Consider the following 25,648-nt stretch of genomic DNA (forward strand, 5'->3'; position numbering starts at 1 on the left):
CTCCACGGCGGCGGCGCGGCGGGCGGCGGTGAGGGCGCCGAGGCGTTCGCGGGCGGCGCGTTCGCGGGCGGCCAGGTGGCCGGCGGGGGCGTCGGCGGGCTCGCCGGGGAGGGCGGCGCGGGAGTGGCTTTCGGCCTCCAGGGCTGCCGCGTGCTCGGCGCGGGCGGCGGCGTGCAGGCGCAGGGCGGGGGCCACGGCCTCGGCGGCGCGGGCGCGTTCCAGCCGGGCGCGGGCGGCCTCGCGGGCGGGGCGTTCGGCCTCCACGGCGGCGGCGCGGCGGGCGGCGTCGTGGTGGCGCTGCTGGAGGCGGGCGCGCTCGGCGGCCCCGGCGTGGTCGCGCTGGGCGGCTGTGTGGGCGGCCTCGGCGGCGGCCAGGGCGGCGGCGGCGGTGTCGCGGTGCTCGCGGGCGGCGGAACGCGCCTGCGCCGCGGCGGCGAGGACCGCGTCGGCGAGTCCGGGCTCGCCGGGGCCGGGGCCGCCCGCGCCCTCGCCGGCCGGGCCGTCCGGGGGGTGCCAGGGGCCGGCGGCCTGGCGGACGCGGTGGGCGACGGCCAGCAGCGCCTCGTCCCCGGCGCGCACCTCGCGTTCGGCGCCGGCGCGCCGCTCGGCGAGGTGGGCCTCGGCGGCGGCGAAGCGGCGGGTGTCGAAGAGGCGGCCCAGCAGCTTGGCGCGGTCCTCGGCTCCGGCGCGCAGGAAGCGGGCAAAGTCACCCTGGGGCAGCAGGACGACCTGGCAGAACTGGTCGCGGCTCATGCCCAGCAGCCCGCCCAGCTCCTCGGCGGCCTCCTGGTGGGAGTGGCTGAGCGGGCGCCACCGGCCGGTGGCGGGGTCCTGCTCGCGCAGCCACGTGCGGGCGCGGTCGCGGGTGGTGCCGGTGCCGCGGACCTTGGGGCGCTCCTGCTCGGGGCGGCGGGTGATCTCCAGGCGGCGGCCGGCGAGGGTGAGGTCGAGGACGACCTCGGTGGGGGTGCGGGGGTCGGCGTGGTCGCTGCGCAGGGAGACGGCGGGGCTCTGGCGGGCGCCGGGCACGGAGCCGTAGAGGGCGAAGCAGACGGCGTCGAGCAGGGAGGTCTTGCCCGCGCCGGTGGGGCCGTGGAGAAGGAAGAGGCCGGCGGCGGAGAGGGCGGCGAAGTCGACGTGCTCGGTGCCGCGGAAGGGGCCGAAGGCCGTGACGGTGAGCCGGTGCAGCCTCATCGGGCGGCCTCCGCGGCGCGGGCGGCCTCCAGCGCGGCGCGCAGGTCCTGGCGTTCGCGCTCGTCCGGGGCCCGGCCGCCGCGCACGTGTGCCACGAACTCCTCGGCGATGCGCTGGTCGTCGCGCCCGGCTACCCGCTCGGCGTAGGTGGCGGGGGCGTCGGGGGCGCGGTCGGGGGCGAAGACGAGGCTGAGGAGGTGCGGGAAGCGGGCGGCGAGGCGGGCCATGGGGTCCTCGGGCCGCAGGGGGTCGGTGAGGGTGGCCTCGACCCAGGCGTTCTCGTGGGCGGCGAGCGCGGGGTCGCCCAGCAGGGTCTCCAGGGTGCCGCGGACGCGGGCCAGGGGGCGGGGGACGGGGCAGTCCACGCGCTCGGCGGCGACTCGGCCGCGGGCGTCGAGGTCGACCAGCCACGTCGTCTTGCGGTGCCCGGCCTCGGAGAAGGAGTACGCCAGGGGCGAACCGGAGTACCGCAGGCGGTCGGTGAGGGTCTGGCAGCCGTGGAGGTGGCCCAGGGCGGCGTAGTCGACGCCCTCGAAGACGGAGGCCGGGACGGCGGCGGAGCCGCCGACGGTGATGTCCCGCTCGCTGTCGGAGCCCTGGCCGCCGGTGACGAAGGCGTGGGCCAGGACGAGGGAGCGGGTGCCGGGCGGGCGGGTGGCGAGGTCGGCGCGCACACCCTCGGCCGCCGCGCCGAGCACGGCGGCGTGGCTGGTCTCGGGCGCGCCGAACTCCCCGCGCGTCAGGGAGGGTTCGAGGTAGGGCAGGCCGTAGACGGCGACCTCGCCGTGCCGGTCGGTGAGCAGCACGGGCGTCGCGCAGGCGGCCGGGTCGGTGCGCAGGTGGATGCCGGCGCGGCCGATGAGGCCGGCGCCGACGCCGAGGCGGGCCGGGGAGTCGTGGTTGCCGGAGATGAGGACGGCGCGGATGCCGTGGCCGGCCAGGCGGTGCAGGACGTCGTCGAAGAGGCGCACGGCGGGCAGCGGGGGGACGGCGCGGTCGTGGATGTCGCCGGCGACCAGGACGGCGTCGACGCGCTCGGCGCGGGCGGTCTCCACGAGGTGGTCGAGGAAGGCGGCCTGCGCGTCGAGCAGGGAGACCCGGTGCAGGGAGCGGCCCAGGTGCCAGTCGGAGGTGTGCAGGAACCTCACCGCGCCGCCCGCCCGCTGGGGGCACCTCCCAGGCCCCCGGGGCCTGGGTGAGCCCCCTGCCTCATCCGGCCTTCCCGGCCCTGCCCTTCGCCGTGTGCTGTGCTCACGGTCCCTCAGTGTCTCACCCGGGTCGGACAGTGCCGCCCCCGGCGGCCGGGGGGTGGGGGGTTCTAGGCTGGCGGGATGCGGGACGGGTACCTGACGGTGGCGGGCGAGGGGGAGCACGAGCGGGAGGTCAGCCGCTCGCGTTTCCTGTGCGCGCTGGCCCCGGCCGCCACCGAGGAGGAGGCGCGGGCGTTCCTGGCGCGGGTGCGGGCCCGGTATCCGGACGCCACGCACCACTGCTGGGCCTACGTGCTGGGCGCGGCGGGCGAGGTGCGGCGCAGCGGGGACGACGGCGAGCCGGGCGGAACGGCCGGGCTGCCGATGCTGCGGATGCTGCTGCGGCGGGAGGTGCGGTTCTCCGTGGCGGTGGTGGCGCGGTGGTTCGGGGGCACCAAGCTGGGCGCGGGGGGCCTGATCCGGGCCTACGGCGGGGTGGTCGGGGAGGCGCTGGACGCGGTGGGGACGGTTCCCCGGCGGCGGCTGCGGCTGGTCTCGGTGACGGTGGGGCACGCGGCGGCGGGGCGGCTGGAGAACGAGTTGCGGGCGGCCGGGCGGGACGTGCGGCGGGTGACGTACGGGGCGGAGGTCACGATCGAGGTGGGGCTGCCGGAGGCGGAGGCGGGGGCGTTCGCCCAGTGGCTGGCGGGGGCGACGGCCGGGGAGGCGCGCGTGACGCTGGGCGGGGAGACGTACCGGGCGCCGTGAGCGGGGGGCCGGGCCCGGGAATGGCGGACCGGCGGGCCGTCGTTGTGCGGGGCATGTATGGCGACAGGGAGACGGCCCGCAGGATTCTGACCGAGACCGGGGACACGTGGGCGGTGGTGGGCCTCTCCGGCAACCGCGGCCGTGCGGCCTACGGGGTGGCGGCCGTGCTGCAGCGCTTCGGCAAGCGCGTGGTGCCGGTGCACCCGCGCGCGGAGACCGTGCACGGCGAGCGCGGGTACGCCTCGCTGTCCGCGATCCCCTTCCCCGTGGACGTGGTGGACGTCTTCGTCAACAGCGCGGCGGCCGGGGCCGTCGCGGACGAGGCGGTGGCGATCGGGGCCCGGGCGGTGTGGTTCCAGCTAGGGGTGATCGACGAGGACGCCTACGTCCGCACCCGGGCCGCGGGTGCTGAGATGGTGATGGACCTGTGCCCGGCCATCGAGCTGGGGGCGCTCGGCCTGCGCTGAGGCGCCGGGGCGTGGCGGCCCGCGGCTTAGGGTGGGGCCGGCCCGGCGACCACCAGCGTCCCGGGGAACGGGAGGAAGGGGGCCGCGTATGAACGCTGCGCAGGCGGCGGAGGGCCGGGAGCGGCTGCGCGGGGACTGCGCGAGTTGCTTCGGGCTGTGCTGCGTGGTGCTGCCCTTCGCGGCCTCGGCGGACTTCGCGGCCGACAAGGCGGCGGGCGAGCCGTGCGGGCACCTCGGGGAGGACTTCGGCTGCCGCATCCACGCCCGGCTGCGCGAGCGCGGCTACGCCGGGTGCACGGCCTACGACTGCTTCGGCGCCGGGCAGCGCGTGTCCCGGGAGACCTTCGGCGGGCGGGACTGGCGCGCCGCGCCGGAAACGGCCGCGGCGATGGCCGCCGCCTTCCCCGTGGCGCGGCAGCTTCACGAGCTGCTGTGGTACCTGACCGAGGCCCTGGGCCTGGACGCCGCGCGACGGCTGCGCGGCGAGCTGCGGGCGCTGCTGGCGGAGACCGAGCGGCTGGCCTCGCTGCCGGCCGTCGAGCTGCCCGCCCTCGACCTGGCGGCGCACCGGGAGCGGGTGCGCGACGCGCTGCGCGCGGCCAGTGCGCTGGCGCGCGCCGGGACCGGTTCCGGCCGTCGCGCGCGCCAGGGGCTCCGGCGCGGGGACCTGGCCGGGGCCCGGCTGCGCGGCGCGGACCTGCGCGGGGCCGACCTGCGCGGCGCCCTGCTGCTGGGCGCCGACCTTCGGGAGGCGGACCTGCGAGGAGCCGACCTCATCGGCGCGGACCTGCGCGGGGCGGACCTGCGCGGGGCCGACCTCTCCACGAGCCTCTTCCTCACCCAGCCCCAGGCCGGGGCCGCCCGCGGCGATGCCCGCACCCGGCTGCCCGCCGCACTGGTCCGGCCCGCGCACTGGCCGGGCCGGGCCTGAGAGGGCAACGCCCCGCGCGCGGACCGGTGACGACGGCGCGCGAGCGGGGACGTCGAACGGACGCGGGAACCCCCGGCGCCGGGCGCGGGCCCGGCACCGGGGTGCGGCGGGTGCCGTCAGTGGGCGTGGCCCTCGCCGGAGCCGTGCCCGGCGTGGCCGCCGCCCTCCGCCTCGCCGGCCGTGACCGTGAACTCGGCGGTCCGCACCCGCCCCTCGTGCCGGAAGTCCAGGTAGAGGCGGTAGGCGCCGGCGCTGGGGGCCTCGGCGTGGAAGGTGATGCCGGGACCGGCGGGGGTCCGTCCGTCGCCGGGCTCGCCCTGCGGGTGGACGTGGAGGTAGGCCAGGTCGCCGGACCGCAGCGCCACGAGGTGGCCGTAGGCGCCGAGGTAGGGCTGGAGGTCGGTGACGGGCTCGCCGTCGCGGCTGACGGACAGGGTCAGCTCGGAGGAGGCGCCCGCCGCCAGGTCGCCCTCCAGCGTCACGGTGTAACCGTCCACGGTCGCGGTCCGGTCCGGCTCGGGCAGCGGCTCGGGCTCGTACGGCCCGGCGGCGGAGACGTCGGCGCCGAGGGTGAGCGCGCCGTCCTCGTCCCCGGCCGGGGTGAAGTCCGCGAAGACCCGGTAGGCGCCGGGGTCGGGGAACGTCAGGGGAACGCTCCACGTGCCGTCCTCGCCCAGGGTGGGGTGGACGTGCTGGTACCGCGAGAGGTCGCGGCGGACGACGATGAGGTGCAGGTCCTGGCCGTGGGCCTCCTCGTACCGGGTCAGGGGCGCGCCGTCCCGGCCCAGCACGCGGAAGCGGAAGTCCGCGCGCTCCCCCGCGGGGACCGGCTCGGCGGGCGGGACGAGCGTGTAGCCGCGCTCGGAGATCTGGAGGCCGCCGGGGGTGGCGGGGGCGTTCTCGGTGGTGTCGTGCTCGGTGCCGCCGTGCTCGTTCATGGGCTCGTCTTCTTCGTGCGCTGCGGGTGGTGCGGAGCCGCCGTGCCGGCCGTGGGCGGGCGGCGGGTCGGAGGCGACCGGGTCGATCGCGTTCCCTATGCCGAACGCCGCTCCGAAGGCGACGGCGAGGCCGGCCGAGTAGGCGCCGGCGCGGGTGACCGTCTTCATCGCTGCTGTCCTTTCCTGCGGCTGGGCCGCCCGGGGGGTGGTGCGGGGGGCGGGGGTCAGTGGCAGGCGCCGCCGCAGCAGGCGGCGGGCGGCTCGGTCGTCCCGGCCTGGGCAGCCGGGGTGGCCGTGTAGCCGGCCTCCTCGACGGCGGCGGCCACGGCCGCGGGGGCCAGCGGGCCGGCGCTGGTGACGGCCAGGGCGCCGGTGGCCAGGTCCACGTCGACGGACTCCACGCCGGGGAGGGCGCCGACCTCCTCGGTGACCGAGGCGACGCAGTGGGCGCAGGTCATGCCGGTGACGGTGAACTCCGCGCGGACGGGGACCGGGTGGGAGGGGGCGGTGCTCATGACGTGACTCCTGTTCGCCGAGGGGGCGTGCGCCGGGCCCGCCGGGCCGGTGCACGCCTTCACCATACATACCCCCCTGGGGTATAAGTCAAGCGGCGGGGAGCGGCGAGCGCGAGGCGATGGCGGCCGGCCCGCGACAGCGATCCCGATACCCCCAGGGGGCACGAAGGGAGGCTCTCGCGGGGATACCCTGGGGGGTATATGGGAAGCAGGTGGCGGCCGGCCGCGGGGCACCGGCACGCCGGGGCGGGAGCGAGTCCGCGGCGAACCCACCGGCAGCCGCGCACGTCAGGGGCACCCCGGGGAGGCGAGGGGCGCGCGGGCCGGGACCCCCGCTCCGGGGCACGGGCGCCCGCGGGCGGATCGGGGAAGCGACGCGCGAGCGGGGGGGGCGGCCGTCACCGCGGGACGGGGCGGGCGCCCCGCGCCCTCAGCGGCCCAGGCCCTCGACCACCACGGCGGCCGGGAGCTGGCGCAGGGCCTTCCCCGGGACGATGAGCTTCCCGCGCCGCCGCCCGCTGCCGAGCAGCACGTGCGGGAGGTCCACCACGGCCGCGTCCACCAGCAGCGGCCACTCGGAGGGCAGCCCGATGGGCGTGATCCCGCCGTACTCCATGCCCGTCTCGCCGGTGGCCGTCTCGCGCGGGGCGAAGGACGCCTTGCGGACGTCGAGCAGCCGGCGGACCGCGCCGTTGACGTCGACCCGGGTGCGGGAGAGCACCACGCAGGCGGCCAGCCGGGAGGCGCCGCCGCGCTTGCCCGCCACGACCACGCAGTTGGCCGAGGCGTCCAGCAGGTCCTCGCCGTAGGTGGCCACGAAGTCCGCCGTGTCGGCCACGGCCGGGTCGGAGTCCACCCAGATCAGATGCTCGGCCGGCACCGGCCCGCGCCAGGCGCGGACGGCCTCGGCCACGGGGGGCGGGAGCAGATCGGCGGCCAGCGGGGCCGGGCGGGCGTCGTCGAAGGAGCCGATGGGAGCGCGCATGCCAGGGAACCTAGCAGCGCGCGCCCCCTCCTGACGCCCCCTCAGCGGGACGGCGGGGCGGGCGGCACGGAGACGGCCATCGTCATCTCGGCGGGCTCGGCCCCGTCGTTGCGGTACCCGTGGGGCACGTGCGACTCGAAGGAGGCCGAGGTGCCCGCGGCCACCCGGTGCTCCTCGCCGTCGAGAACGACGGTCAGCACGCCGGCGGTGACGTGCACCAGCTCCGAGGTGCCGGACGGGTGCGGGTCCGAGGAGTGCCCCTCCCCCGGCATCAGGCGCCAGCGCCACAGCTCCAGCGGCCCGGGCGCCTCGGTGCCGGCCAGCAGCGTGCTGTGGCTGCCCGCGGGCGTGGACCACAGCCGCACGGCCTCCTCGGGCGGGACCAGGCGGATCGCCGGGCGGCGCTCCGCGCCCAGGAGTGTGGTGATGCTGACACCCAGGGCGTCGCCGACCTTGACCACGGTGCCGATGCTGGGGTTGGTCCTGGCCTGCTCGATCTGGATGAGCATCCCGCGGCTGATGCCCGCGCGGGCGGCGAGCGCGTCCAGGGTCAGGCCGCGCTCGGTGCGCAGGCGCCTGAGGTTCCGGGCCAGCGACTGGGTCAGCTGGTCGAGGTCGGTCACGGAACGACGTCCCCTCCGGTGCGGGTCATTATTTTGTTCGGGCAGTGCAGCACAATGGACTACACTGAGCCCGACTCGATCGTTCAACGTACTGTACTGCGAGGTGCCCGATGGTCGCCCTGGCCCTGGCCACCAGCCTGCTGTGGGGTCTTGCCGACTTCGGCGGCGGGCTGCTGACGCGGCGCATGCCCGCGCTGACGGTGGTCGTCGTCTCGCAGGCGCTGGCCGCGGCGGTGCTCGGCGCGGTGGTCCTGGCCACCGGCGCGTGGAGCGAGGCGGGCGCGCGGCTGTGGTTCGCGGTGGCGGCCGGGCTGATCGGGCCGGTGGCGATGCTCTTCTTCTACCGCGCCCTGGCCCTGGGCCCCATGGGCGTGGTCTCGCCGCTCGTGGCGACGGCCGTGGTCGTGCCGGTCGGCGTGGCGCTGGCGCTGGGCGAACGCCCCGGGCCGGTGCAGTACCTCGGCTTCCTGGTCGCCTTCGGCGGGGTGGTCCTCGCGGGCGGGCCGCAGGCGGGCGGGGCCGCGGTGCGGCGCAGGACCCTGGGGTACACGGTCGGGGCCGCCTTCGGCTTCGGGGCGGTGCTGGCCCTGATCGCGGAGGCGTCGACCTCGGTGACCGGGCTCTTCCTCGCGCTGTTCGTCCAGCGGGTGTGCAATGTCCTGGCCGGGGGCGCGGCCCTCTGGGCCGGGGCCCGGCGCGGGACCCCGGTGCTGCCGGACGGCGGCGTGGCCGCGGTGCGGGAGGCGCTGCCCTCGCTGACCTTCGTGGGCCTGGCCGATGTCGCGGCCAACGCCACGTACGCGCTGGCCGCGCGGATCGGGCCGGTCACGGTGGCGGCCGTGCTCGCCTCCCTCTACCCGGTGGTCACCGCGCTCGCCGCCCGGGGCGTGCTGCGCGAGCGCCTGCGCGCGGCCCAGTCGCTCGGCGCGGGCCTGGCCCTGGCCGGGACGCTGCTGCTCGCCTCGGGCTGAGGCCGCCGCTCCCCCCTCGGCCCGGGACGGCCCGCGGGGGCCCGGCCGGGCGCGGGCGGGCGTTCTCCCCCGCGGTCTGCCGGTCTCGCGGTCTCGCGGCCGGCGGCGCGCGCCGGGTCACGGCCGGGCTAGCCGATGGTGAACGCGCCCGAGGGGGGCCGGGGCGAGGGCACGGCGGCGTGGTCGGGGACGGGCGGCGCGTCGCCGGCCAGCCGGGCGAGATCGGGGCCGTGCACGACGCGGGCCGGGAAGGCGTCGGCCGCCGCCGCGCGCGCCAGGGCGGCCACGTCCAGCGGGGCGCGGGAGGCGGCCACCACGAGGTTGCCGAAGCGGCGCCCGCGCAGCACGGCGGGCTCGGCGATCAGGCACAGCTCGGGGAAGACCGCGCCGAGCGTGGCCAGTTGGGAGCGCAGGAAGGCGAAGGGCGCGGCGTCGGCGAGGTTGGCGGCGTAGAGGCCGCCGGGGTGCAGCGCGCGGGCGGCGGCGCGGGCGTGGCCCAGCGCGGTGAGGTGGGCGGGGATGCGGGAGCCGCCGAAGACGTCGGCGAGGACGACGTCGGCGCTTCCGGGCGTGGTGGCGGCCAGCGCCGCCCCGGCGTCCGCGATCTCCACCGCGATCCCGGAGCCCGGCGGCAGGGGGAGGTGCCCGGTCACCAGGGCGGCCAGGGCGGCGTCCGCCTCCACCACGCGCTGGCGGGAGCCGGGGCGGGTGGCGGCGGCGTAGCGGGGCAGGGTCAGCGCGCCGCCGCCGAGGTGGAGGAGGTCCAGCGGGCGCCCGGCGGGGGCGGCGGCGTCCAGCAGGAGCGCGAGCCGGCGGACGTACTCGAACTCCAGGTGCAGCGGGTCGGCCGGGTCCACGTAGGACTGGGGCGCGTCGTCCACCGTCAGCAGCCAGGCGCCGGGCCGGTCCAGGTCCGGCAGCAGGCGCGCGGTGCCCAGGTCGGTGGCGCGGGTGACGGGCAGCGGCTCGGGCACCGCACCATTCTGCCGCCGGGCCGTGCGGCGCGGCGAGCCGGGCCGTTCGGCCGGGAGCGGCGGGCGGGCGGGGCGACGGCCGCGGAAGCGGAACGCCCCTCCGCCCGCCCGCGGTACGGGGCACCCCCGGGGCTGGCTTAGAGTGATCTCGCCTCGCGCGCGTCGCTGCCGGTGTCGTGCCCGCTTGCCGCTGCTTGGCGACGTCCGTGAACCGCCACTCCCCCGGGATGCCGCTCAGTCCATGTCTTGGTTCGAATCGCTGATTCTCGGTCTGGTCCAGGGGCTCACGGAGTTCCTGCCGATCTCCTCCAGTGCCCACCTGCGGCTGACCGCGGTGGCGTTCGACTGGGAGGACCCGGGGGCGGCGTTCACCGCGGTGACGCAGATCGGGACCGAGGCGGCGGTGCTCATCTACTTCCGCAAGGACATCGCGCGCATCGTCGGGGCGTGGTTCAGGTCGCTGAGGGACAAGTCGGCGCGCTCGGACCCGGACGCCCGGATGGGCTGGCTGGTGATCATCGGTTCGGTCCCGATCGGCGTGCTGGGGCTGACGCTCCAGGACGCGATCGAGGGGCCCTTCCGCGACCTGCGGCTGATCGCGGTGAACCTCATCGTGCTGGGCGTGATCCTGGGCGTCGCGGATCGGCTGGCGATGCGGGACGCGACGGGCGGGCGGCACCGGGCGGTGCGCGAGCGCAAGACGCTGGAGCAGCTGACGGTGCGCGACGGCCTGCTGTTCGGGCTGTGCCAGGCGATGGCGCTGGTGCCGGGCGTCTCGCGCTCGGGGGCGACGATCACGGGCGGCCTGTTCCTGGGGTACCGGCGGGAGGCCGCGGCGCGGTACTCCTTCCTGCTGGCCGTCCCGGCGGTGCTGGCCTCGGGGCTGTACGAGCTGACCTCGATCGGCGAGGAGGGCTCGCACGTCTCGTGGGGGCCGACGATCTTCGCGACGGTGGTGGCCTTCGGCGTCGGGTACGCGATCATCGCGTGGTTCATGAAGTGGATCTCCACGCGCAGCTTCATGCCGTTCGTCTGGTACCGGATCGTGGTGGGCGTGGTGCTGCTGGCGCTGATCTGGGCCGGGGCGGTCGAGCCGCACGAGGGCGAGGACGTGGGCACCGGCGACGAGGTCGTCTCCGAGGAGTCCTGACCGGGGCGCCCGTCGCCCTGGGCCCCGTTCGAACGCCCGGCCGCGGGCCGTCGGCCGGGCCCGGGCCGCCGGTCAGCCGTGGCCGAGGGCCTCGCGCACGATCCGCTCGCACAGCTCGTGCGTGCGCAGGGCGTCGCGGGCCGAGGGGGCGCGGCCGGCCCGCACGGCCTCCAGGAAGGACAGCGCGGCCTGTTCGATGCCGCGCTGCCGGGCCACCGGGACCCAGTCGCCGCGGCGGCGGACGCTGGGCTGGCCCTTGTGGTCGACGATCTCGGCGAGGTTGCGCACCTCGCGCTTGCGGTCCTGGCCGGATATCTCCAGGATCTCCTCGTCCGAGCCGGAGCGGTGGCTCATCGCGCCGACCGCGCTGAATCCGTCCCCGGACAGGTGGAGCACCACGTGATCCAGCAGGCCATCGCGGACCCGCGCGGTGACGGTGACATCCTCCACGGGCCCGGGCGCGAGGAAGCGCAGCGTGTCCACGACGTGGATGAAGGAGTCGAAGACCAGGCGCCGCGGGTCCTCGGCCAGGCCGCGGCGGTGGCGCTGCATCAGGATCAGGTCGCGGGGGTGCTCCAGGCACTGGGCGTAGGCGGGGGCGTGGCGGCGGGTGAAGCCGACGGCGAGGGCCGTGCCGCGGGCCTCGGCCAGCTCGACCAGGCGGCGGGCCCCGGCGGCACCGTCCGCGAGGGGCGTGTCGACGTAGGTGGGGACCCCGGCGGCCAGGAGGCGGGCGACGAGCGGGGGGTGGGCGGGCGCGGGGGCGTGGACGAAGGCCGCGTCGAGGCCGGCGGCCAGCAGGGAGTCCAGGTCGGCGTGTAGCCGCTCGGGCGGCACCCGGTGGGCGAGGCCGGCCCGCTCCAGGGTGGCGGCGCTGCGGCTGTGCAGGTGCGGCTGGACGCCGGGCTGGGTGGTGAGCACCGGCAGGTATGCCTTGTGGGCGATGTCCCCGAGCCCTATCAGGCCGACCTTCACCTTGCGCGCCTCCTCCGCCTCCTCGTCGGTGGCCCCGCCGCCGGCGCGCGAGCCCGGGGCCGCGGGGGCGGCGGCCGGGCGGGCACCGGCGGAAGGGGCAGCATACGGGCGGGCCCGCCGCGCGTCACACCCCCAGGTCGGGGACGCGCCAGTCCACGGGGTCGTGGCCCTGGGCGGCGAGCGCCTCGTCGATCCGGGTGAACGGCCGGGTGCCGGCGAACTTCTGCGCGGACAGCGGGGAGGGGTGCGGGCCCTCGACGACGGCGTGCCGGGCGGTGTCGATCAGCCGGAGCTTCTTGCGCGCGTAGGAGCCCCACAGCACGAAGACGGCCGGCTGCTCCCGCTCGGCCACGGCGCGGATCACCGCGTCGGTGAACTTCTCCCAGCCCTTGCCCTTGTGGGAGTTGGGCTCGCCCGCGCGGACGGTGAGCACGGCGTTCAGCAGCAGGACGCCCTGGCGGGCCCAGGGCATGAGGTACCCGTTGTCCGGGAGGGGGTGCCCCTGCTCCTCGCGCAGCTCCTTGAGGACGTTGCGCAGGGAGGGCGGGATGCGCACGCCGGGCCGCACGGAGAAGCACAGGCCGTGGCCCTGGCCCTCGCCGTGGTAGGGGTCCTGGCCGAGGACGAGGACCTTCACCCGGTCGAAGGGGGTGGCGTCCAGGGCGGCGAAGACCTCGTCCCGGGGCGGGTAGACCGGGCCGCGGGCCCGCTCCTCCTCGACGAACTCGGTGAGCTCCTTGAAGTAGGGCCGGCCGAGCTCGTCGCCGAGGACGTCCTGCCAGGAAGCGGGGAGCATGCCGGTCACGTCGTGAACCTCCGTGGGTGCGCGGGGCGTTGTCATGGCTTGAGCCTTCGCCGACGAACGTACCGCCGGCCACTGACAACGGCCCGCGCGCCCGGTCCGCGGACGGGGGCGCCTTCCCCGCCCGGGGCGGAGGGGTCAGTCCAGGGGGCCGCCGGCGACGTAGAGCACCTGGCCGGAGACGAAACCGGCCGCGTCGGAGGTGAAGTAGGCGATGGCGCCGGCGACGTCCTCGGGCCGGCCGACCCGGCGCACCGGGATGGCGTCGGCGGCGGCCTTCTGGAAGTCGTCGAACTCCATGCCGACGCGGGCGGCGGTGGCCGCGGTCATGTCGGTGGCGATGAAGCCGGGGGCGACGGCGTTGGCGGTGATGCCGAACTTGCCCAGCTCGATGGCGAGGGTCTTGGTGAAGCCCTGGAGGCCGGCCTTGGCGGCGGAGTAGTTGGCCTGGCCGCGGTTGCCCAGGGCGGAGGACGAGGAGAGGTTGACGACCCGGCCGAAGGCGGAGTCCACCATGTGCTTCTGGCAGGCGCGGGTCATGAGGAACGCGCCGCGCAGGTGGACGTTCATCACGGTGTCCCAGTCGGCGTCGCTCATCTTGAACAGCAGGTTGTCGCGCAGGACGCCGGCGTTGTTGACCAGGATCTGGGGCGGGCCCAGCTCCTCGGCGACCCGGGCGACGGCAGCCGCGGCGGCCTCGGAGTCCGAGACGTCGCAGCCGACGGCCAGGGCTCGCCCGCCGGCGGCGGTGATGGCGTCCACGGTGTCCTTGCCGGCGCTCTCCTCCAGGTCGAGGACGGCGACGGCGCGGCCCTCGGCCGCGAGCCGGACGGCCGTGGCCGCGCCGATGCCCCGGGCCGCACCGGTGACGATGGCGACGCGCTGGTCGGTGGTGGACATGCTGGCTTCTCCTCGCCGTCGTGAGCTGAACAACCGCTCAGTAACTATCGCAGGGGCGACGGTAGGAAGGCGCCCCGCCCCCTGTCAACGAAGGGACGGGCCGCCCGGGTGCGGCGCGCCGGTCAGCGCACCAGCACCTGAAGGAGCCTGGCCAGCTCGGCGTGCGGGTCGGCGGTCAGCCCGGTGTGCACGGGGCCCGGCTGAACGACGGTGGAGCGGGGGGCGATCAGCCAGCGGAAGCGGCGCCCGGCCTCGTCCCCGGCGGCGGGCCCGGCGTCCGTTCCCCCGCGGCAGACGCACTCGGCGGCGTGCAGGGCCGCGCGCACCCCGGCGAGGTCGGCGTCCGGGTCCAGCGCGCGCAGGCGCTCCTCGTGGAGGTGGGTGGCGGCGGCGAGGAAGGAGCGGGCGCGGCAGTAGAGGATCACCCCGGCGTTGATGAACTCCCCGCGCTCCACGCGCGGCACGACGCGGAGCACGGCGTACTCGAAGACGTCCCGGCCCGGTCCCTGGGCGGCGGCCCCCGGTGCGGCGCTCACCTGGCCGCCTCCCCGGCGGCGCGGGGGCGGCCGGTGAGCCAGCCCGGGGCGCGGGAGGGGCGGCGCGGAGTGGGCGGGCCGAGGGTGACGCGCTCCGGGAGGCCGGCGGCGCGGGCGGAGAGGACCTCGGCGTAGGCGGCGCGGACCGCCTCGGGGCCCTCGAAGCCGGGCTCCCCGGCGAGCCATTCGTCGGGGACCTGTGCGAGCACCCCGGCGAGCAGGTCCCCGGTGACGCGGGGGGCGAGGTCGGAGGCGGCGCCGGCGAGGTCGGGGCCGAAGGGGGCGAGCGCGTGGTCGGAGGCATCGTAGGGGCGGGCGGCGAAGGCGGCGGCGGTGGGCCAGTTGTGGTGCCAGATGAGGGCGGCGCCGTGGTCGATGAGCCACAGGTCGCCGTGCCAGACGAGGAGGTTGGGGTTGCGCCAGGAGCGGTCCACGTTGGCGACGAGGGCGTCGAACCACACGACGCGGCCTGCCTCCTCGGCGCCGACGGCGTACGCCAGGGGGTCGAAGCCGAGGGAGCCGGGCAGGAAGTCCATGCCGAGGTTGAGGCCGCCGCTGGCCTTCAGCAGCTCCTGCACCTCCTGGTCCGGCTCGGCCAGGCCGATGACGGGGTCCAGGCGCATCCGCACCAGCTCGGGGACGCGCAGGCCGAGCGCGCGGGCGAGTTCGCCGCAGATGACCTCGGCGACCAGGGACTTGCGGCCCTGCCCGGCGCCGGTGAACTTCATGACGTAGGTGCCGAGGTCGTCGGCCTCCACGATCCCCGGCAGGGAGCCGCCCTCGCGCAGGGGGGTGACGTAGCGGGTCGCGGACGTTTCGCGCAGCATGCGGCCAGGTTAGGGCGCGCCCGGCAGGGGCCGCGACGGGCTTTCGGGGGCGCGGGGACCGGGCCGTCAGTAGCGGCGGCCGGGGGGCGGTGGGCGCAGGGCGGCGGCCACCGCCTCGGCCAGGGGGCCGGCCTCCTCGGGGGCGAGGGTGGAGACGGTCAGGCGCAGGCCCGGCGGGGAGGCGAGGCGGAAGCGGGCGCCGGGGGCGGCGGCCCAGCCGGCCTGGAGGAGGCGGGCCAGGGCGCCGGTCTCGTCGGGGACGGGCACCCAGACGTTCAGCCCGCTGTGGCCGTGGGCGCTCACGCCGCGGGCGGCCAGGGCGCGCAGCAGAGCGTCGCGGCGGGCGCCGTAGGCGCGGCCGACGGCCGCGGGGTCGACGGCCCCGGCGCGCCACAGCGCCGCGACGGTGTCCTGGAGGAGGTGGCTGACCCAGCCGGGGCCCAGGCGCTGGCGGCCCAGGAGCCGGTCGACGGTGAGCGGGTCGCCGGCCAGGACGGCCAGGCGCAGGTCGGGGCCGTAGGCCTTGGCGGTGGAGCGGACCACGGCCCAGTGCCGGGTCGTTCCGGCGACGAGGTGCGGGGGACGGGCGACGATGCCCTCGCCGTGGTCGTCCTCGATCAGCAGGGTGCCGGGCCGGCGGGCCAGGAGCGCGCGCAGCCCGGCGGCGCGGGCGGCGGTGACGGCGGCGCCGGTGGGGTTCTGGGCGCGGGAGGTGAGCAGCAGGGCGCGGGCGCCGGAGGCCAGGGCGCGCTCGGCCTCCTCCGGGAGCGGGCCCTCCTCGTCCAGGCCCACGGGGAGGGGGCGCAGGCCGAGGGCGGGGACGAGGTCGAGGAGGGCGGCCCAGCCGGGGTCCTCCACGGCGACGGCGTCCCCGGGCCGCAGGTGGACGGCCAGGAGCCGCTCGATGGCGTCGAGGGCGCCGGAGGTGACGGCGACGGGCCCGGCGGGGGCGCCGTCGGCGTCGAAGCGGGCGCGGGCGGCGCGGGCAAGGTCCGCGCCGACGGACGGGGCGCCGTAGAGGACGGGGGAACGCCCGGCGCGGGCCGCCGCCTCGGCGAGGGCGGGGCCCAGAGGCGGCAGGAGTGAGGGGTCGGGGTCGCCGGAGGCCAGGTCGCGGGCGCCGGGGGGCGCCTCGACGCGCAGCTCGTCGCGGGGGGCGGTGGCCGGGCGGGGGCGGACGCGGCTGCCGCGCCGCCCGGCGGTCTCGATGACGCCGCGCTCGCGCAGGGCGCGGTAGGCGGCGGCGACGGTGTTGGCGTTGACCCCGAGGCGGGCGGCCAGCTCGCGCTGGGGCGGCAGGTGGGCGCCGGGGCGCAGGTGCCCGGCGTCGATGCCGTGTTCGACGCTGGCGGCGATCTCGGCGGCGCGCCGACCCTCGATCCGGTATTCTCCTAGCACAAAATAGATTTTGCCCTAGTGCGTAACAGGGCGCAAGGAGGGTCAGCGACGTGACGGAGACCGCCGCCGGTTACCCGGCCACCCCGCGCACCACCCCGGCCCGGGCCCGGGAGCGGGCGCGTTACGACCGCGCGCTGGTGCACGCGCTGCTGGACGAGGGATACGTCGGCCACCTCGGGTACGTCCGGGAGGGCGCCCCGGTGGTACTGCCCACGCTGTACGCCCGCGACGGCGAGCGGCTGTACGTGCACGGCTCCACCGGGTCCCGCCCGCTGCGCGAGGCCGGGGGCGCGCCGGGCCTGCCGGTGTGCCTGACCGTGACCCACGTGGACGGGCTGGTGCTGGCGCGCTCGGCGTTCCACCACTCCGTCAACTACCGCTCGGTGGTGGTGCACGGCACGGCCCGGCAGGTCACGGACGCGGCGGAGAAGGCGCGGGCCCTGGACCTGCTGGTGGACCACGTGGTGCCGGGCCGGGCGGCCGACTGCCGCCCGGCGGACGCGCGGGAGCTGGCCGCCACGGCCGTGCTGGCGCTGGACCTGGCCGAGGTCTCGGCCAAGGTCCGCGCGGGCGGGCCCAACGACGAGCAGCGGGACCTGTCACTCCCGCACTGGAGCGGGGTCCTGCCGGTCGCCTCCGTCCACGGCGCGCCCGTCCCCGCGCCGGACTGCGCGGGGCCCGCCCCGGGCTACCTGACGGCGTACGCGCGTCCCTGACCCGCCCGGCGCCCCGGGCCCGCCCGGCCGCGCCTCGGCGGCGAGGAGCCCGGCGACCGAGCCGAGCAGCAGCAGGCCGCCCGCGATCGTGCCCGCGGTGAGGCGTTCGCCCAGCAGGAGCCAGGCGATCAGCGCCGCCGTCACGGGCTCGATCTGCGCGATCAGCGAGGCGGTCGCGGCCTTCACGGCTCCGAGCCCCGTGAAGTAGAGGGCGTACGCGGCGGCGGTGGGAACGGCCGCGAGGTAGGCCGTCAGCACCAGGGAACGCACGGGGTCGGCGCCGGCCGGGAGAAGCCCCTCGGCGGCGGCCGGGGGCAGCAGGCACGCCGCGCACAGCGCGAGCGAGGTCAGCGTGGTGGTCAGCGGGTCGCCGCCGTCGCCCGCGGCCCGCAGGCGGCCGTGGAGGGTGAGGGCGGCGTAGCCGGCGGCGGAGAGCAGGGCCAGGGCCACCCCGCCGGGGCGCACCTCGCCCGGCCCCCCGGCGCCGCCGAAGGTGAGCACGGCCAGACCGGCGCAGGCCCCGGCCACCGCGAGCGCCCCGGCGCGGCCCAGCCGCTCGCCGAGGACGGGGCGGGCCAGCAGGGCGATCAGCACCGGCCCGGAGCCGAGGGTGACGACGGTGGCCACGGCGAGGCCGGTGGCCTGGACGGCGGCGAAGTAGGCGGCCTGGAAGACGGTGAAGGCGAGCCCGAGCAGGGCCGTTCCGGCGGCACGGCGCAGGCGGGCGGCAGGGCGCGCCGGGGCCGCGGGGCGGGGCCGGCGGCGCCGGGGGCGCAGCGCCAGGACGGCCAGCAGCAGGAGGCAGCCGGCGGCCGAGCGCCAGAAGGTCAGGGCCAGGGGGCCGGGGCCGCCGGCACGGAAGACCAGCGCGGCGGCGGCCCCGGCCGTTCCCCACGCGGCGGCGGCGAGGGCGACCAGCAGCAGGCCGCGGGCGCCGGAGAGTTCGGCGGGCGGGCGGGGGAACGACGGGGCGGGCGGCTCCGGGAACGGCCGCGGAGGCGGGGCGGCCGGGCGTGCGGAGCCGGGCCGGGAGGAGGCGAAAAAAGGCATGGCGAGCGAGGACTCCCGCGAGAACTGGACGGCGCCGCGTCCGGCCGGGCGTGCCGGCGGAGGGCGGCGGTTGCTGGCACCTGCTCCCGTCTGCGGGCAGGCCCGTCCGCGCGCGGGCGCGAGGCCCGGCGGCGTCTCGTGGTCCGGCCCGCGCTCAGGCGGCCGGAGGCGGAAGAACGTTCCTTCGCATGGCCGTCAGCCTAGGGGCCGCCCGTGGGGGTGGGCAACGGGCCCCGGCGCGCCGGGCGGTGGGGAGGCGTGGCCCGGGGGGAGCGGGGGAACCGGTAGGGGCGTGCCCCCGTCCCACCGGGGCACGGCGCTCTCCTCCGCCCAGCCGACTCCCCCACCGGAGGACCCATGAACTCGCCAGTCCCCCACCGCCGCAGTCCCCTTTCCCGCGTCGCCGCCCTGGCCGGGTGCGCCGCCCTCGCGGCGCTGGCCGTGGCCGGCTGCGGCGAGGGCTCGGAGGACCCCGCCGCGGGCGCGACCACCGCGGCCGGTCCCGCACCCGAGAGCTCGGCGCCCGCCGAGGAGCCCGCCTCCCCCGGCCAGGACGGGCAGGCGCCGACGCCCGGGCAGTCCCCTGACCCGACCGGCTCCGACGGCTCCCCCTCGCCGCAGGCCCCGGCGGGCGACCCGTGGTGCGCCCCCGAGAGCCTGTCCGCCGCCCTCAGCCCGCTGGACCCGGGCGCGGGCCAGCGCTACGCGGCGCTGGTCCTGACCAACACCTCGGACGTGGCCTGCCGCACCGAAGGCTGGCCCGGCCTGCGGCTGACCGCGGGCGACGGCAGCGAGCTGCCCACCACCACCGTCCGGGACCGCTCGTCCGAGCCGCGACGCGTCACTCTGGAGCCCGGCGCCTCCGCGTGGACGCGCCTGCACTGGACCACCGTCCCCGGCGAGGAGGACCCGGAGACCGGCTGCGGCCCCGACCCGGCGGCCCTGGCCGTCATCCCGCCCGACACCTACAGCCCGACCTCCGCGGACTGGGACCTGGGCGCGGTCTGCTCCGCCGGCCGCATCGAGGCCCTCCCCCTGGCGGCGGGCACGGGGCCGGACGGGGGCTGATCGCCCGGCTGCCGCGGGCCGACGCCGACGGCCGTGGCGGGCGGGCAGCCCCGGGCCCGGAGCTGCCCGCCCTTGCGCACGACGGACCGCGCCCGGGCGGGCGGCCGAACGACCGTTCAGCGGCATGGCCGCGCCGCGCAAGAGCCGGACGCGGGCGGCGGGCCCCGCGCCGGGGGCTGCCGCCCCGCCCCACCCCTCTCCCGTGGCGGGGCGGGCCCGGCCCCGCCCCGCCACGGGGAGCCGGCCGCCCAATGCCCTCCCCCGCCACCGGCCGACGGCCGACGCGACTCCGGTCCGGGCCGTCCGGGCCTCGTCCGCCTGCCCGCCGGGCGGACCGGCCACAAGCGTCCGCCGGGCGCGTTCAGCCCGTCGGGAGCCAGTCGACGTGGTCCGCCAGGAGGGCGTAGCCGACGAAGGCGACGATGTCGATCAGGGCGTGGGCGACGACCAGGGGCATCACGCGGCCCCAGCGGCGGTAGAGCCAGACGAAGATCACGCCCATCACGGCGTTCCCGAAGAAGCCGCCCAGCCCCTGGTAGAGGTGGTAGCTGCCGCGCAGCAGCGCGCTGGCCAGGAGCGCCCCCGTGGGCGTCCAGCCGAGCTGGGACAGCCGCCGCAGCAGGTAGCCCAGGACGACGACCTCCTCCAGCACGGCGTTCTCCAGCGCGGAGGCGATCAGCACCGGGAACTTCCACCACACGTCCGGCAAGGACTCGGGCACCACGGTGAGGCTGGCCCCCGCGGCGTGCGCGCCCAGGTAGAGCAGCAGGCCGCTGCCGCCGATGCCCGCCGCGACCACCGCGCCCCGGGCCAGGTCCGAACGCGGGCGGCGGGCGTCGAAGCCCAGCAGGCGCAGCCCGCCCCCGCCGTAGCCCCCGGCGGCCCGCTCGCGCAGCAGCAGGTGGGCGACCAGCAGCACCGGCGCCAGGTCGGTGGCGATGCCGAACAGCTGCCAGGCCAGGTCCAGCCAGGGCCGGTCCGGCGCGCGGGAGGCGTTGAGCGTGGCGGTCTGCTCGCCGAGCCCGCCGGGGCGTGTGAGCACCCCGGAGAAGCTGATCAGGGCGCCCACGGCGCTGGCGCCCAGGGAGACGGCGAGCACGAGCAGCACCTCGTGGCGCAGGGCGCGCCGCGGCAGCGGCGGCGGGCCCTCGCCCGGCGCCGGGTCCGTGGTCTCCTGGGGCCGCAGCCGCACTCCGCCTCCCGTCCGGCGCCCCGGCCCGCCGCGCGCCGCCGTGCGTCCCCGGGCCCGCCCGGAGGCTAGCCGCCCGAACGGGCGGCCGGCTCGCGGAGGGCGGGCCAGCTGTGCACGGGGGCGTCGGTGCGGGACAGTTCGCAGTACCGCCGGACGAGATCCCGCAGCGCGGCCGTCCGGTCCGCTCCGTTCGCCACCGCCTGGTGGTAGGCCCGAGTCTGCCAGCTCGCGCCTGTGGTGCGCCGCCGGCACCGCTCCTCGATGACACCCAGGTAGCGCTCGCGGTCGGCCGCGGCGACCCCGCGCCCGGCCAGGCCCTCGTGGGCCAGAGGCAGCAGCACCTCGGCGATGAGCCGGTGGGCGGGAAGCGTGGCGGTGCCGCCGGGGCCGGGCCAGGCCAGCTCGGCGTCGATGCCGTCCCGGCAGGCCGCCTCGAAGTTGGCCTCGGCCCGGGCGAACGGCAGCCGCTCCCAGACGGGTTCGGGGCTGTCGGCCAGGGCGTGCACGAGGCCGTAGTAGAAGGCGGCGTTGGCGATGGTGTCGGTGACGGTGGGCCCGGTGGACAGCACGCGGTTCTCCACGCGCAGGTGGGGAACGCCCCCGGCCACGTCGTAGACCGGGCGGTTCCAGCGGTAGATGGTGCCGTTGTGCAGGGTCAGCTCGGTCAGCCGGGGCACGCCGCCCGCGGCGAGGACGGCCGCCGGGTCCTCCTCGGAGCACAGCGGCAGCAGGGCGGGGAAGTAGCGCAGGTTCTCCTCGAACAGGCCGGTGACGGAGTCCGCCCACCGCTCCCCGAACCACGCGCGCGGGCGCACGCCCTGGGCGGCCAGCTCCGGCGGGCGGTCGTCGGTGGCCTGGAGGAAGAAGGCGGGGCGGGAGTCGTGCCACAGCTCGCGGCCCAGCACGAACGGGGCGTTGGCGCCGACGGCCACCTGCGCGGCGGCGGCGGCCTGGGCGGCGTTCCAGACGGCGGCGAAGCGGTTGGGGGTGACCTGGAGGTGGAACTGCACGGAGGTGCAGGCGGCCTCGGGGGCGATGGTGTCGAACGTCCCGGTCAGGCGCTCGGCCCCCCGCAGGTCCAGGGAGATGCTCTCGCCGCGCGAGGCCATGATCCGCTCGTTCAGCAGGGTGTAGCGCTCGTCGCGGGAGAAGCTGTGGGGCGCCACCTGTTCCGGGGTGATGGTGGGCAGCACTCCGGTGAGCACGGTGTGCGCGCCGAATTCGCCGGCCGAGCGGTCGGCGTAGTGCAGCGCGATGCGCAGTTCCTCGGCCAGGTCGTCGAAAACGCTCCCGGTGAGCGTGCGGGGCGGCATGTTGAGTTCGAGGGTGAAACGGCCGAGTTCCGCCTGGAAATCGCGGGTGGCCATCCGCTCCAGCACCTCGTCGTTGACCATGCGGGGCGCGCCGTCGGCGTCGGCCAGGCACAGCTCGACCTCCAGGCCGATGGTGTCGCTTGGCCCCTCGAAACGCTCCTTTCGCAGCATCGTCTCCAGCGCGTCCAGGCAGGCCCGCAGCCTGTCGCGGAAACGCTGCCGGTCGGCCAGGTCGAACCGGTCCGCCACCACTTTCTCGCCCATGGGCACCTCCGGCGTCGGGCAGTCGATCGGTCGGCAATGCCGGGATCCTGCCCGGGAGTCGTGTCGCACACGCATTCGCTCCCCCCAGGGCGTCCGGGACCGGGGCATATTCATGGGGAATACCCCGGTGCCCCGGGGGCGTGACGGCCGGTTCCGCGTCTTGCCGAAACCTTCCCGGTCAGTTACCTGAAACCTAGGGAGAACATGGCGCGGATAAACTCCGCGTCGGCGTGTCTCCCCCCAACAAGAGGCGACCTACTCCGAAGCGAGAGGCGACCCACCATGCCTTTGATCATTCCCCCGGCCCCCGCGGCAGCCGAGCGCAGCCTGCGGGCGGCGCTCACCACCCCCGCGGCCCTGCGCTCCCCGCACCCGCTGAACCTCGATCTTTCCGCCCTGCGCCCGGCGCTCTCCCTGCCCGTGCACCGGCTCGCGCCGCTCACGGGGCCCGCGGGTCCGCGCGCGGCCCGGCTGACGGGCTGGCGCTTCCTGCTGGCCCTGGAGGGCCGGCCCGCCGGAGCGGGCGAGACCGTGCTCACCCCGGACGGGTGGGCGTTCTCGCACTTCTCCGGCGGCCCGTACACGGCCTCGACGCAGCGGGCCATGGCGCTGGCCGAGGCCCTGCCCGCCCCCTACCAGGCGGCGCTGCTCTCGGTGCCGGACCTGTACATGCTCACGCTGTGGCTGCGGGCCGACCCCGCGGGCGACCCGGCCTCGGGCGGCCCGCTGCCGGAGGACCTGCTGGTGCCACTGGCGCCGGCGCCCCCGGGCATCGCGGCGCACGTGCCGGCTGGCGCGGACCTGCTGCTGGCCCAGCTGGCCGGGCGGCTGGCCCCGCTGGAGCTGGCGAGCTGAACCCCGGGCCCCTCAGGGCCGGGCGAACCGGGGCCGGGCGCAACGGCGCGTGCGGCCCCGGCACGCGTGCGCCCCGGGACGGGGGCCGCGCGAGCGGCCCCACGGGCGTTCAGTCCGCCGCGTAGTCGGCGACAGGCGGGCAGGAGCAGACCAGGTTCCGGTCGCCGTAGGCGCCGTCGATGCGGCGCACCGGCGGCCAGTACTTGGACTCCGGCGCGACTCCGGCCGGGTGGACGGCCTCCCGGCGGCTGTAGGGGTGTGTCCACTCGCCCGTCAACTGGGCGGCGGTGTGCGGGGCGTTGACCAGCGGGTTGTCCTCCCGGGGCCACTCCCCCGCCCCGACCCGGTCGATCTCGGCGCGGATGGCGATCATCGCGTCGCAGAACCGGTCCAGTTCGGCCAGGTCCTCACTCTCCGTGGGCTCGATCATCAGGGTGCCCGCGACGGGGAACGACATCGTCGGCGCGTGGAAGCCGTAGTCGATCAGCCGCTTGGCGACGTCCTCGATGGTGACGCCGGTGGCCCGGGTCAGCGGGCGGACGTCGATGACGCACTCGTGCGCGACCAGGCCGCCGGGCCCGGTGTAGAGCACGGGGTAGTGCGGCTCCAGGCGCCGGGCGACGTAGTTGGCCGCGAGGACCGCGACCTGGGTGGCGGTGCGCAGGCCCTCGGCGCCCATCAGCCGCAGGTAGGCCCAGGAGATCGGCAGGATGCCCGCCGAGCCCCAGGGGGCCGCGGCCACCGGCCCGGTGCCGCCGCCCTCGGGGCCCGCGGCGGGCTGGAGCGGGTGGCCGGGCAGGTAAGGGGCCAGGTGGGCGCGGACGGCGACCGGGCCGACGCCGGGGCCGCCGCCGCCGTGCGGGATGCAGAAGGTCTTGTGCAGGTTCAGGTGCGAGACGTCGGCGCCGAAGCGGCCAGGACGGGCCAGGCCGACCAGCGCGTTGAGGTTGGCGCCGTCCACGTAGACCTGGCCGCCGGCCTCGTGCACGGCGGCGCAGATCCCGGCGATGTCCTCCTCGAACACCCCGTGCGTGGAGGGGTAGGTGACCATCAAAACCGCCAGCTCGTCCGCGTGGGCGGCGATCTTGGCGCGCAGGTCCTCGGCGTCCACGTCCCCGTTGGCGCCGGTGGCCACGACCACCACGCGCATCCCGGCCATGACGGCGCTGGCGGCGTTGGTGCCGTGCGCGGAGGAGGGGATCAGGCAGACGGTGCGCTGCGGCCGGCCGTTGGCCCGGTGGTAGGCGCGGACGGCGAGCAGGCCGGCCAGCTCGCCCTGGGAGCCGGCGTTGGGCTGGAGGGAGACGGCGTCGTAGCCGGTGATCTCCGCCAGCCGCTGCTCAAGCTCGCGGATCAGCTCCAGGTACCCGGCGGCCTGGTCGGCGGGCGCGAAGGGGTGCAGTCCGGCGAACTCCGGCCAGGTGATCGCGGCCATCTCGGCGGTGGCGTTGAGCTTCATCGTGCACGAGCCCAGGGGGATCATCCCGCGGTCCAGGGCGTAGTCGCGGTCGGCCAGGCGCCGCAGGTAGCGCAGCATCGCCGTCTCCGAGCGGTGCTCGTGGAAGACGGGGTGGGTGAGGTAGGCGTCCTCGCGCAGCAGCGCGGGCGGCAGGGCGTCGGGGGTGCGGACGTCCAGCGCGTCGAGGTCGTCGGTGCCGGGAACGCCGAACGCCCGCCACACCGCCGCGATCCGGTCGCGGGTGGTGGTCTCGTCGCAGGCGATGCCGACGTGGTCGGCGTCCGTCAGGCGCAGGTTGATCCCGGCCTCGCGGGCGGCGGCGACCACGGCGGCGGCCCGGGCGGGCACGCGGACGGTGAGGGTGTCGAACCAGGCCCCGTGGACCACCTCGGCGCCGCCCTCGCGCAGCCCGGCGGCCAGCAGCGCGGCGTAGCGGTGGGTGCGGCGGGCGATGGCGGCCAGGCCGGAGGGGCCGTGGTAGACGGCGTACATGGCGGCGATCACGGCCAGCAGCACCTGGGCGGTGCAGATGTTGCTGGTGGCCTTCTCGCGGCGGATGTGCTGTTCGCGGGTCTGGAGGGCCAGCCGGTAGGCGGGGCGTCCTGCGGCGTCGCGGGAGACGCCGACGAGGCGTCCCGGGAGGTTGCGGGCGTAGGCGGCGCGGACCGAGAGGTAGCCGGCGTGCGGGCCGCCGAAGCCGAGGGGGACGCCGAAGCGCTGGCTGGTGCCCACGGCGATGTCGGCCCCCAGCTCGCCGGGCGGGGTCAGCAGGGTGAGGGCGAGCAGGTCGGCGGCGACGGTGACCACCGCGCCCAGCTCGTGGGCCCGCTCGACGACGGGCCGCGGGTCGCGCACGGCCCCCGAGGCGCCGGGGTACTGGAGCAGCACGCCGAAGATCCCGCGCTCGGCCGCGTCCTCGGGGATGCCGCCGGAGAGGTCGGCGACGCGGACCTCGACGCCGGTGGGCTCCGCGCGGGTGCGCACGACCGCGACGGTCTGCGGGAGGCAGTCGGCGTCCACCAGGAAGACGGGGCCGCGGCCCTTGGCCACGCGCCGGGACAGGGCCATGGCCTCGGCCGCGGCGGTGGCCTCGTCCAGCAGGGAGGCCCCTGCGGTGGGCAGGCCGGTGAGGTCGGCGACCACGGTCTGGAAGGTGAGCAGCGCCTCCAGGCGGCCCTGGGAGATCTCCGGCTGGTAGGGCGTGTAGGCGGTGTACCAGGCGGGGTTCTCCAGGACGTTGCGCTGGATCACGGGCGGGGTGAACGTGCCGTGGTAGCCCAGGCCGATCATGGGGTGCAGGACGGTGTTCCGCGCGGCCAGGGAGCGCAGCTCGGCCAGCACGGCGGCCTCGTCGCGGGCCTCGGGAAGCCGCAGCGGGCCGTCGGTGCGGATGGCCTCGGGGACGGCGGCGGCGGTCAGCTCGTCCAGCGAGCCGAAGCCGGCCTGGGCGAGCATCTTCGCCCGGTCCCCGGGCCCGGGGCCGATGTGGCGGGCGGCGAAGGGGGTGTGCTGTTCCAGGGCGGAGAGCGAGGGGCGGGGCGCGGTCATGGGGAGGCTCCTGAGGGTCGCGGGGACCTGCGGGGCGCC

At 77.5% G+C, this 25,648-nt stretch carries 25 protein-coding genes; 8 read left to right on the forward strand and 17 right to left on the reverse strand.

Annotated elements, in window-relative coordinates:
- Both RM780_RS23370 and RM780_RS23375 read right to left on the reverse strand, forming a co-directional pair.
- The coding region (locus tag RM780_RS23370; protein ID WP_311632839.1) for an AAA family ATPase at positions 1–1,194 on the reverse strand (1,194 nt) is incomplete at its 3' end.
- Positions 1,191–2,342 carry an exonuclease SbcCD subunit D gene (locus tag RM780_RS23375; RefSeq protein WP_311632840.1) on the reverse strand — a complete coding sequence of 384 codons (1,152 nt, stop codon included), beginning with the start codon at positions 2,340–2,342 and terminating at the stop codon, positions 1,191–1,193. The genes RM780_RS23370 and RM780_RS23375, both read right to left, overlap by 4 nt.
- A 183-nt stretch (positions 2,343–2,525) precedes the next feature.
- On the opposite strand from RM780_RS23375, the gene RM780_RS23380 reads away from it, so the two are divergent.
- The 3 genes from RM780_RS23380 to RM780_RS23390 all read left to right on the forward strand — a co-directional run bounded on the left by RM780_RS23380 (position 2,526) and on the right by RM780_RS23390 (position 4,550).
- Positions 2,526–3,152, forward strand: coding sequence for a YigZ family protein (locus RM780_RS23380; protein ID WP_311632841.1), 627 nt, complete (start codon positions 2,526–2,528; stop codon positions 3,150–3,152).
- Between the two features lie 53 nt (positions 3,153–3,205).
- Entirely contained in the window at positions 3,206–3,619 is a 414-nt protein-coding gene (locus RM780_RS23385) for a CoA-binding protein (RefSeq protein ID WP_311632842.1), read from the forward strand.
- A gap of 88 nt (positions 3,620–3,707) precedes the next feature.
- Entirely contained in the window at positions 3,708–4,550 is an 843-nt protein-coding gene (locus RM780_RS23390; protein WP_311632843.1) for a pentapeptide repeat-containing protein, read from the forward strand.
- Between the two features lie 116 nt (positions 4,551–4,666).
- On the opposite strand, the gene RM780_RS23395 is transcribed toward RM780_RS23390, so the two are convergent.
- The 4 genes from RM780_RS23395 to RM780_RS23410 form a co-directional block, all read right to left on the reverse strand.
- Complete coding sequence (locus tag RM780_RS23395) at positions 4,667–5,656, reverse strand: hypothetical protein (protein WP_311632844.1); 990 nt, start codon at positions 5,654–5,656, stop codon at positions 4,667–4,669.
- 56 nt (positions 5,657–5,712) lie between these two features.
- The gene (locus RM780_RS23400) at positions 5,713–6,003 is read right to left on the reverse strand and encodes a heavy-metal-associated domain-containing protein (protein ID WP_311632845.1); all 291 of its coding nucleotides are present in this window, start codon (positions 6,001–6,003) and stop codon (positions 5,713–5,715) included.
- A gap of 430 nt (positions 6,004–6,433) precedes the next feature.
- A complete protein-coding gene (locus RM780_RS23405; protein WP_311632846.1) occupies positions 6,434–6,988 on the reverse strand; it encodes a YbaK/EbsC family protein in 555 nt (184 codons plus the stop codon).
- 41 nt (positions 6,989–7,029) lie between these two features.
- Positions 7,030–7,611, reverse strand: coding sequence for a helix-turn-helix domain-containing protein (locus RM780_RS23410; protein WP_311632847.1), 582 nt, complete (start codon positions 7,609–7,611; stop codon positions 7,030–7,032).
- Between the two features lie 110 nt (positions 7,612–7,721).
- Here RM780_RS23410 and RM780_RS23415 point away from each other — a divergent pair, with 110 nt between their 5' ends.
- Entirely contained in the window at positions 7,722–8,582 is an 861-nt protein-coding gene (locus tag RM780_RS23415) for an EamA family transporter (RefSeq protein ID WP_311632848.1), read from the forward strand.
- A gap of 128 nt (positions 8,583–8,710) precedes the next feature.
- Here RM780_RS23415 and RM780_RS23420 read toward each other — a convergent pair whose 3' ends face one another.
- A complete protein-coding gene (locus RM780_RS23420) occupies positions 8,711–9,556 on the reverse strand; it encodes a spermidine synthase (RefSeq protein WP_311632849.1) in 846 nt (281 codons plus the stop codon).
- 241 nt (positions 9,557–9,797) lie between these two features.
- On the opposite strand from RM780_RS23420, the gene RM780_RS23425 reads away from it, so the two are divergent.
- Positions 9,798–10,706: an undecaprenyl-diphosphate phosphatase gene (locus RM780_RS23425; protein WP_311632850.1), complete on the forward strand. Its 909-nt coding sequence runs from the start codon at positions 9,798–9,800 to the stop codon at positions 10,704–10,706.
- A 72-nt stretch (positions 10,707–10,778) separates the two neighbouring features.
- Here the strand turns inward: RM780_RS23425 and RM780_RS23430 are convergent, their stop codons facing one another.
- The 6 genes from RM780_RS23430 to RM780_RS23455 all read right to left on the reverse strand — a co-directional run bounded on the left by RM780_RS23430 (position 10,779) and on the right by RM780_RS23455 (position 16,144).
- A complete protein-coding gene (locus RM780_RS23430; RefSeq protein ID WP_311632851.1) occupies positions 10,779–11,681 on the reverse strand; it encodes a Gfo/Idh/MocA family protein in 903 nt (300 codons plus the stop codon).
- A gap of 124 nt (positions 11,682–11,805) precedes the next feature.
- Positions 11,806–12,522 (reverse strand): uracil-DNA glycosylase, encoded by a 717-nt coding sequence (ung, locus tag RM780_RS23435; RefSeq protein WP_394813061.1) that lies wholly within the window; start codon positions 12,520–12,522, stop codon positions 11,806–11,808.
- Between the two features lie 99 nt (positions 12,523–12,621).
- Complete coding sequence (gene fabG / locus RM780_RS23440; protein ID WP_311632852.1) at positions 12,622–13,383, reverse strand: 3-oxoacyl-ACP reductase FabG; 762 nt, start codon at positions 13,381–13,383, stop codon at positions 12,622–12,624.
- Positions 13,384–13,505: 122 nt separating this feature from the next.
- Positions 13,506–13,919 (reverse strand): DUF3037 domain-containing protein, encoded by a 414-nt coding sequence (locus RM780_RS23445; protein WP_311632853.1) that lies wholly within the window; start codon positions 13,917–13,919, stop codon positions 13,506–13,508.
- Entirely contained in the window at positions 13,916–14,746 is an 831-nt protein-coding gene (locus tag RM780_RS23450; RefSeq protein WP_311632854.1) for a HipA family kinase, read from the reverse strand. The genes RM780_RS23445 and RM780_RS23450 overlap by 4 nt, the downstream gene beginning before the upstream one ends.
- Before the next feature lie 66 nt (positions 14,747–14,812).
- Positions 14,813–16,144, reverse strand: a complete 1,332-nt coding sequence (locus RM780_RS23455) for an aminotransferase class I/II-fold pyridoxal phosphate-dependent enzyme (protein ID WP_311632855.1) — start codon at positions 16,142–16,144, stop codon at positions 14,813–14,815.
- A 50-nt stretch (positions 16,145–16,194) separates the two neighbouring features.
- Between RM780_RS23455 and RM780_RS23460 the strand changes: the two genes are divergently transcribed.
- Complete coding sequence (locus RM780_RS23460; RefSeq protein WP_311632856.1) at positions 16,195–16,860, forward strand: pyridoxamine 5'-phosphate oxidase family protein; 666 nt, start codon at positions 16,195–16,197, stop codon at positions 16,858–16,860.
- On the opposite strand, the gene RM780_RS23465 is transcribed toward RM780_RS23460, so the two are convergent.
- Positions 16,744–17,910 carry a DMT family transporter gene (locus RM780_RS23465; RefSeq protein WP_311632857.1) on the reverse strand — a complete coding sequence of 389 codons (1,167 nt, stop codon included), beginning with the start codon at positions 17,908–17,910 and terminating at the stop codon, positions 16,744–16,746. The genes RM780_RS23460 and RM780_RS23465 overlap by 117 nt on opposite strands.
- A gap of 357 nt (positions 17,911–18,267) precedes the next feature.
- On the opposite strand from RM780_RS23465, the gene RM780_RS23470 reads away from it, so the two are divergent.
- Positions 18,268–18,978 carry a DUF4232 domain-containing protein gene (locus RM780_RS23470; RefSeq protein ID WP_311632858.1) on the forward strand — a complete coding sequence of 237 codons (711 nt, stop codon included), beginning with the start codon at positions 18,268–18,270 and terminating at the stop codon, positions 18,976–18,978.
- A gap of 361 nt (positions 18,979–19,339) precedes the next feature.
- Here RM780_RS23470 and RM780_RS23475 read toward each other — a convergent pair whose 3' ends face one another.
- The gene (locus tag RM780_RS23475; RefSeq protein WP_394813063.1) at positions 19,340–20,164 is read right to left on the reverse strand and encodes a CPBP family intramembrane glutamic endopeptidase; all 825 of its coding nucleotides are present in this window, start codon (positions 20,162–20,164) and stop codon (positions 19,340–19,342) included.
- A 71-nt stretch (positions 20,165–20,235) separates the two neighbouring features.
- Positions 20,236–21,747: a glutamate--cysteine ligase gene (locus RM780_RS23480; protein ID WP_311632859.1), complete on the reverse strand. Its 1,512-nt coding sequence runs from the start codon at positions 21,745–21,747 to the stop codon at positions 20,236–20,238.
- A gap of 282 nt (positions 21,748–22,029) precedes the next feature.
- Between RM780_RS23480 and RM780_RS23485 the strand changes: the two genes are divergently transcribed.
- On the forward strand, positions 22,030–22,602 hold the full coding sequence (locus tag RM780_RS23485; RefSeq protein WP_311632860.1) for a hypothetical protein: 573 nt from the start codon (positions 22,030–22,032) through the stop codon (positions 22,600–22,602).
- 109 nt (positions 22,603–22,711) lie between these two features.
- Here RM780_RS23485 and gcvP read toward each other — a convergent pair whose 3' ends face one another.
- Positions 22,712–25,609 carry an aminomethyl-transferring glycine dehydrogenase gene (gene gcvP / locus RM780_RS23490; RefSeq protein WP_311632861.1) on the reverse strand — a complete coding sequence of 966 codons (2,898 nt, stop codon included), beginning with the start codon at positions 25,607–25,609 and terminating at the stop codon, positions 22,712–22,714.
- Between the last annotated feature and the right edge of the window lie 39 nt (positions 25,610–25,648).

The organism is Streptomyces boetiae, from assembly GCF_031845405.1.
Lineage (GTDB): Bacteria > Actinomycetota > Actinomycetes > Streptomycetales > Streptomycetaceae > Streptomyces > Streptomyces boetiae.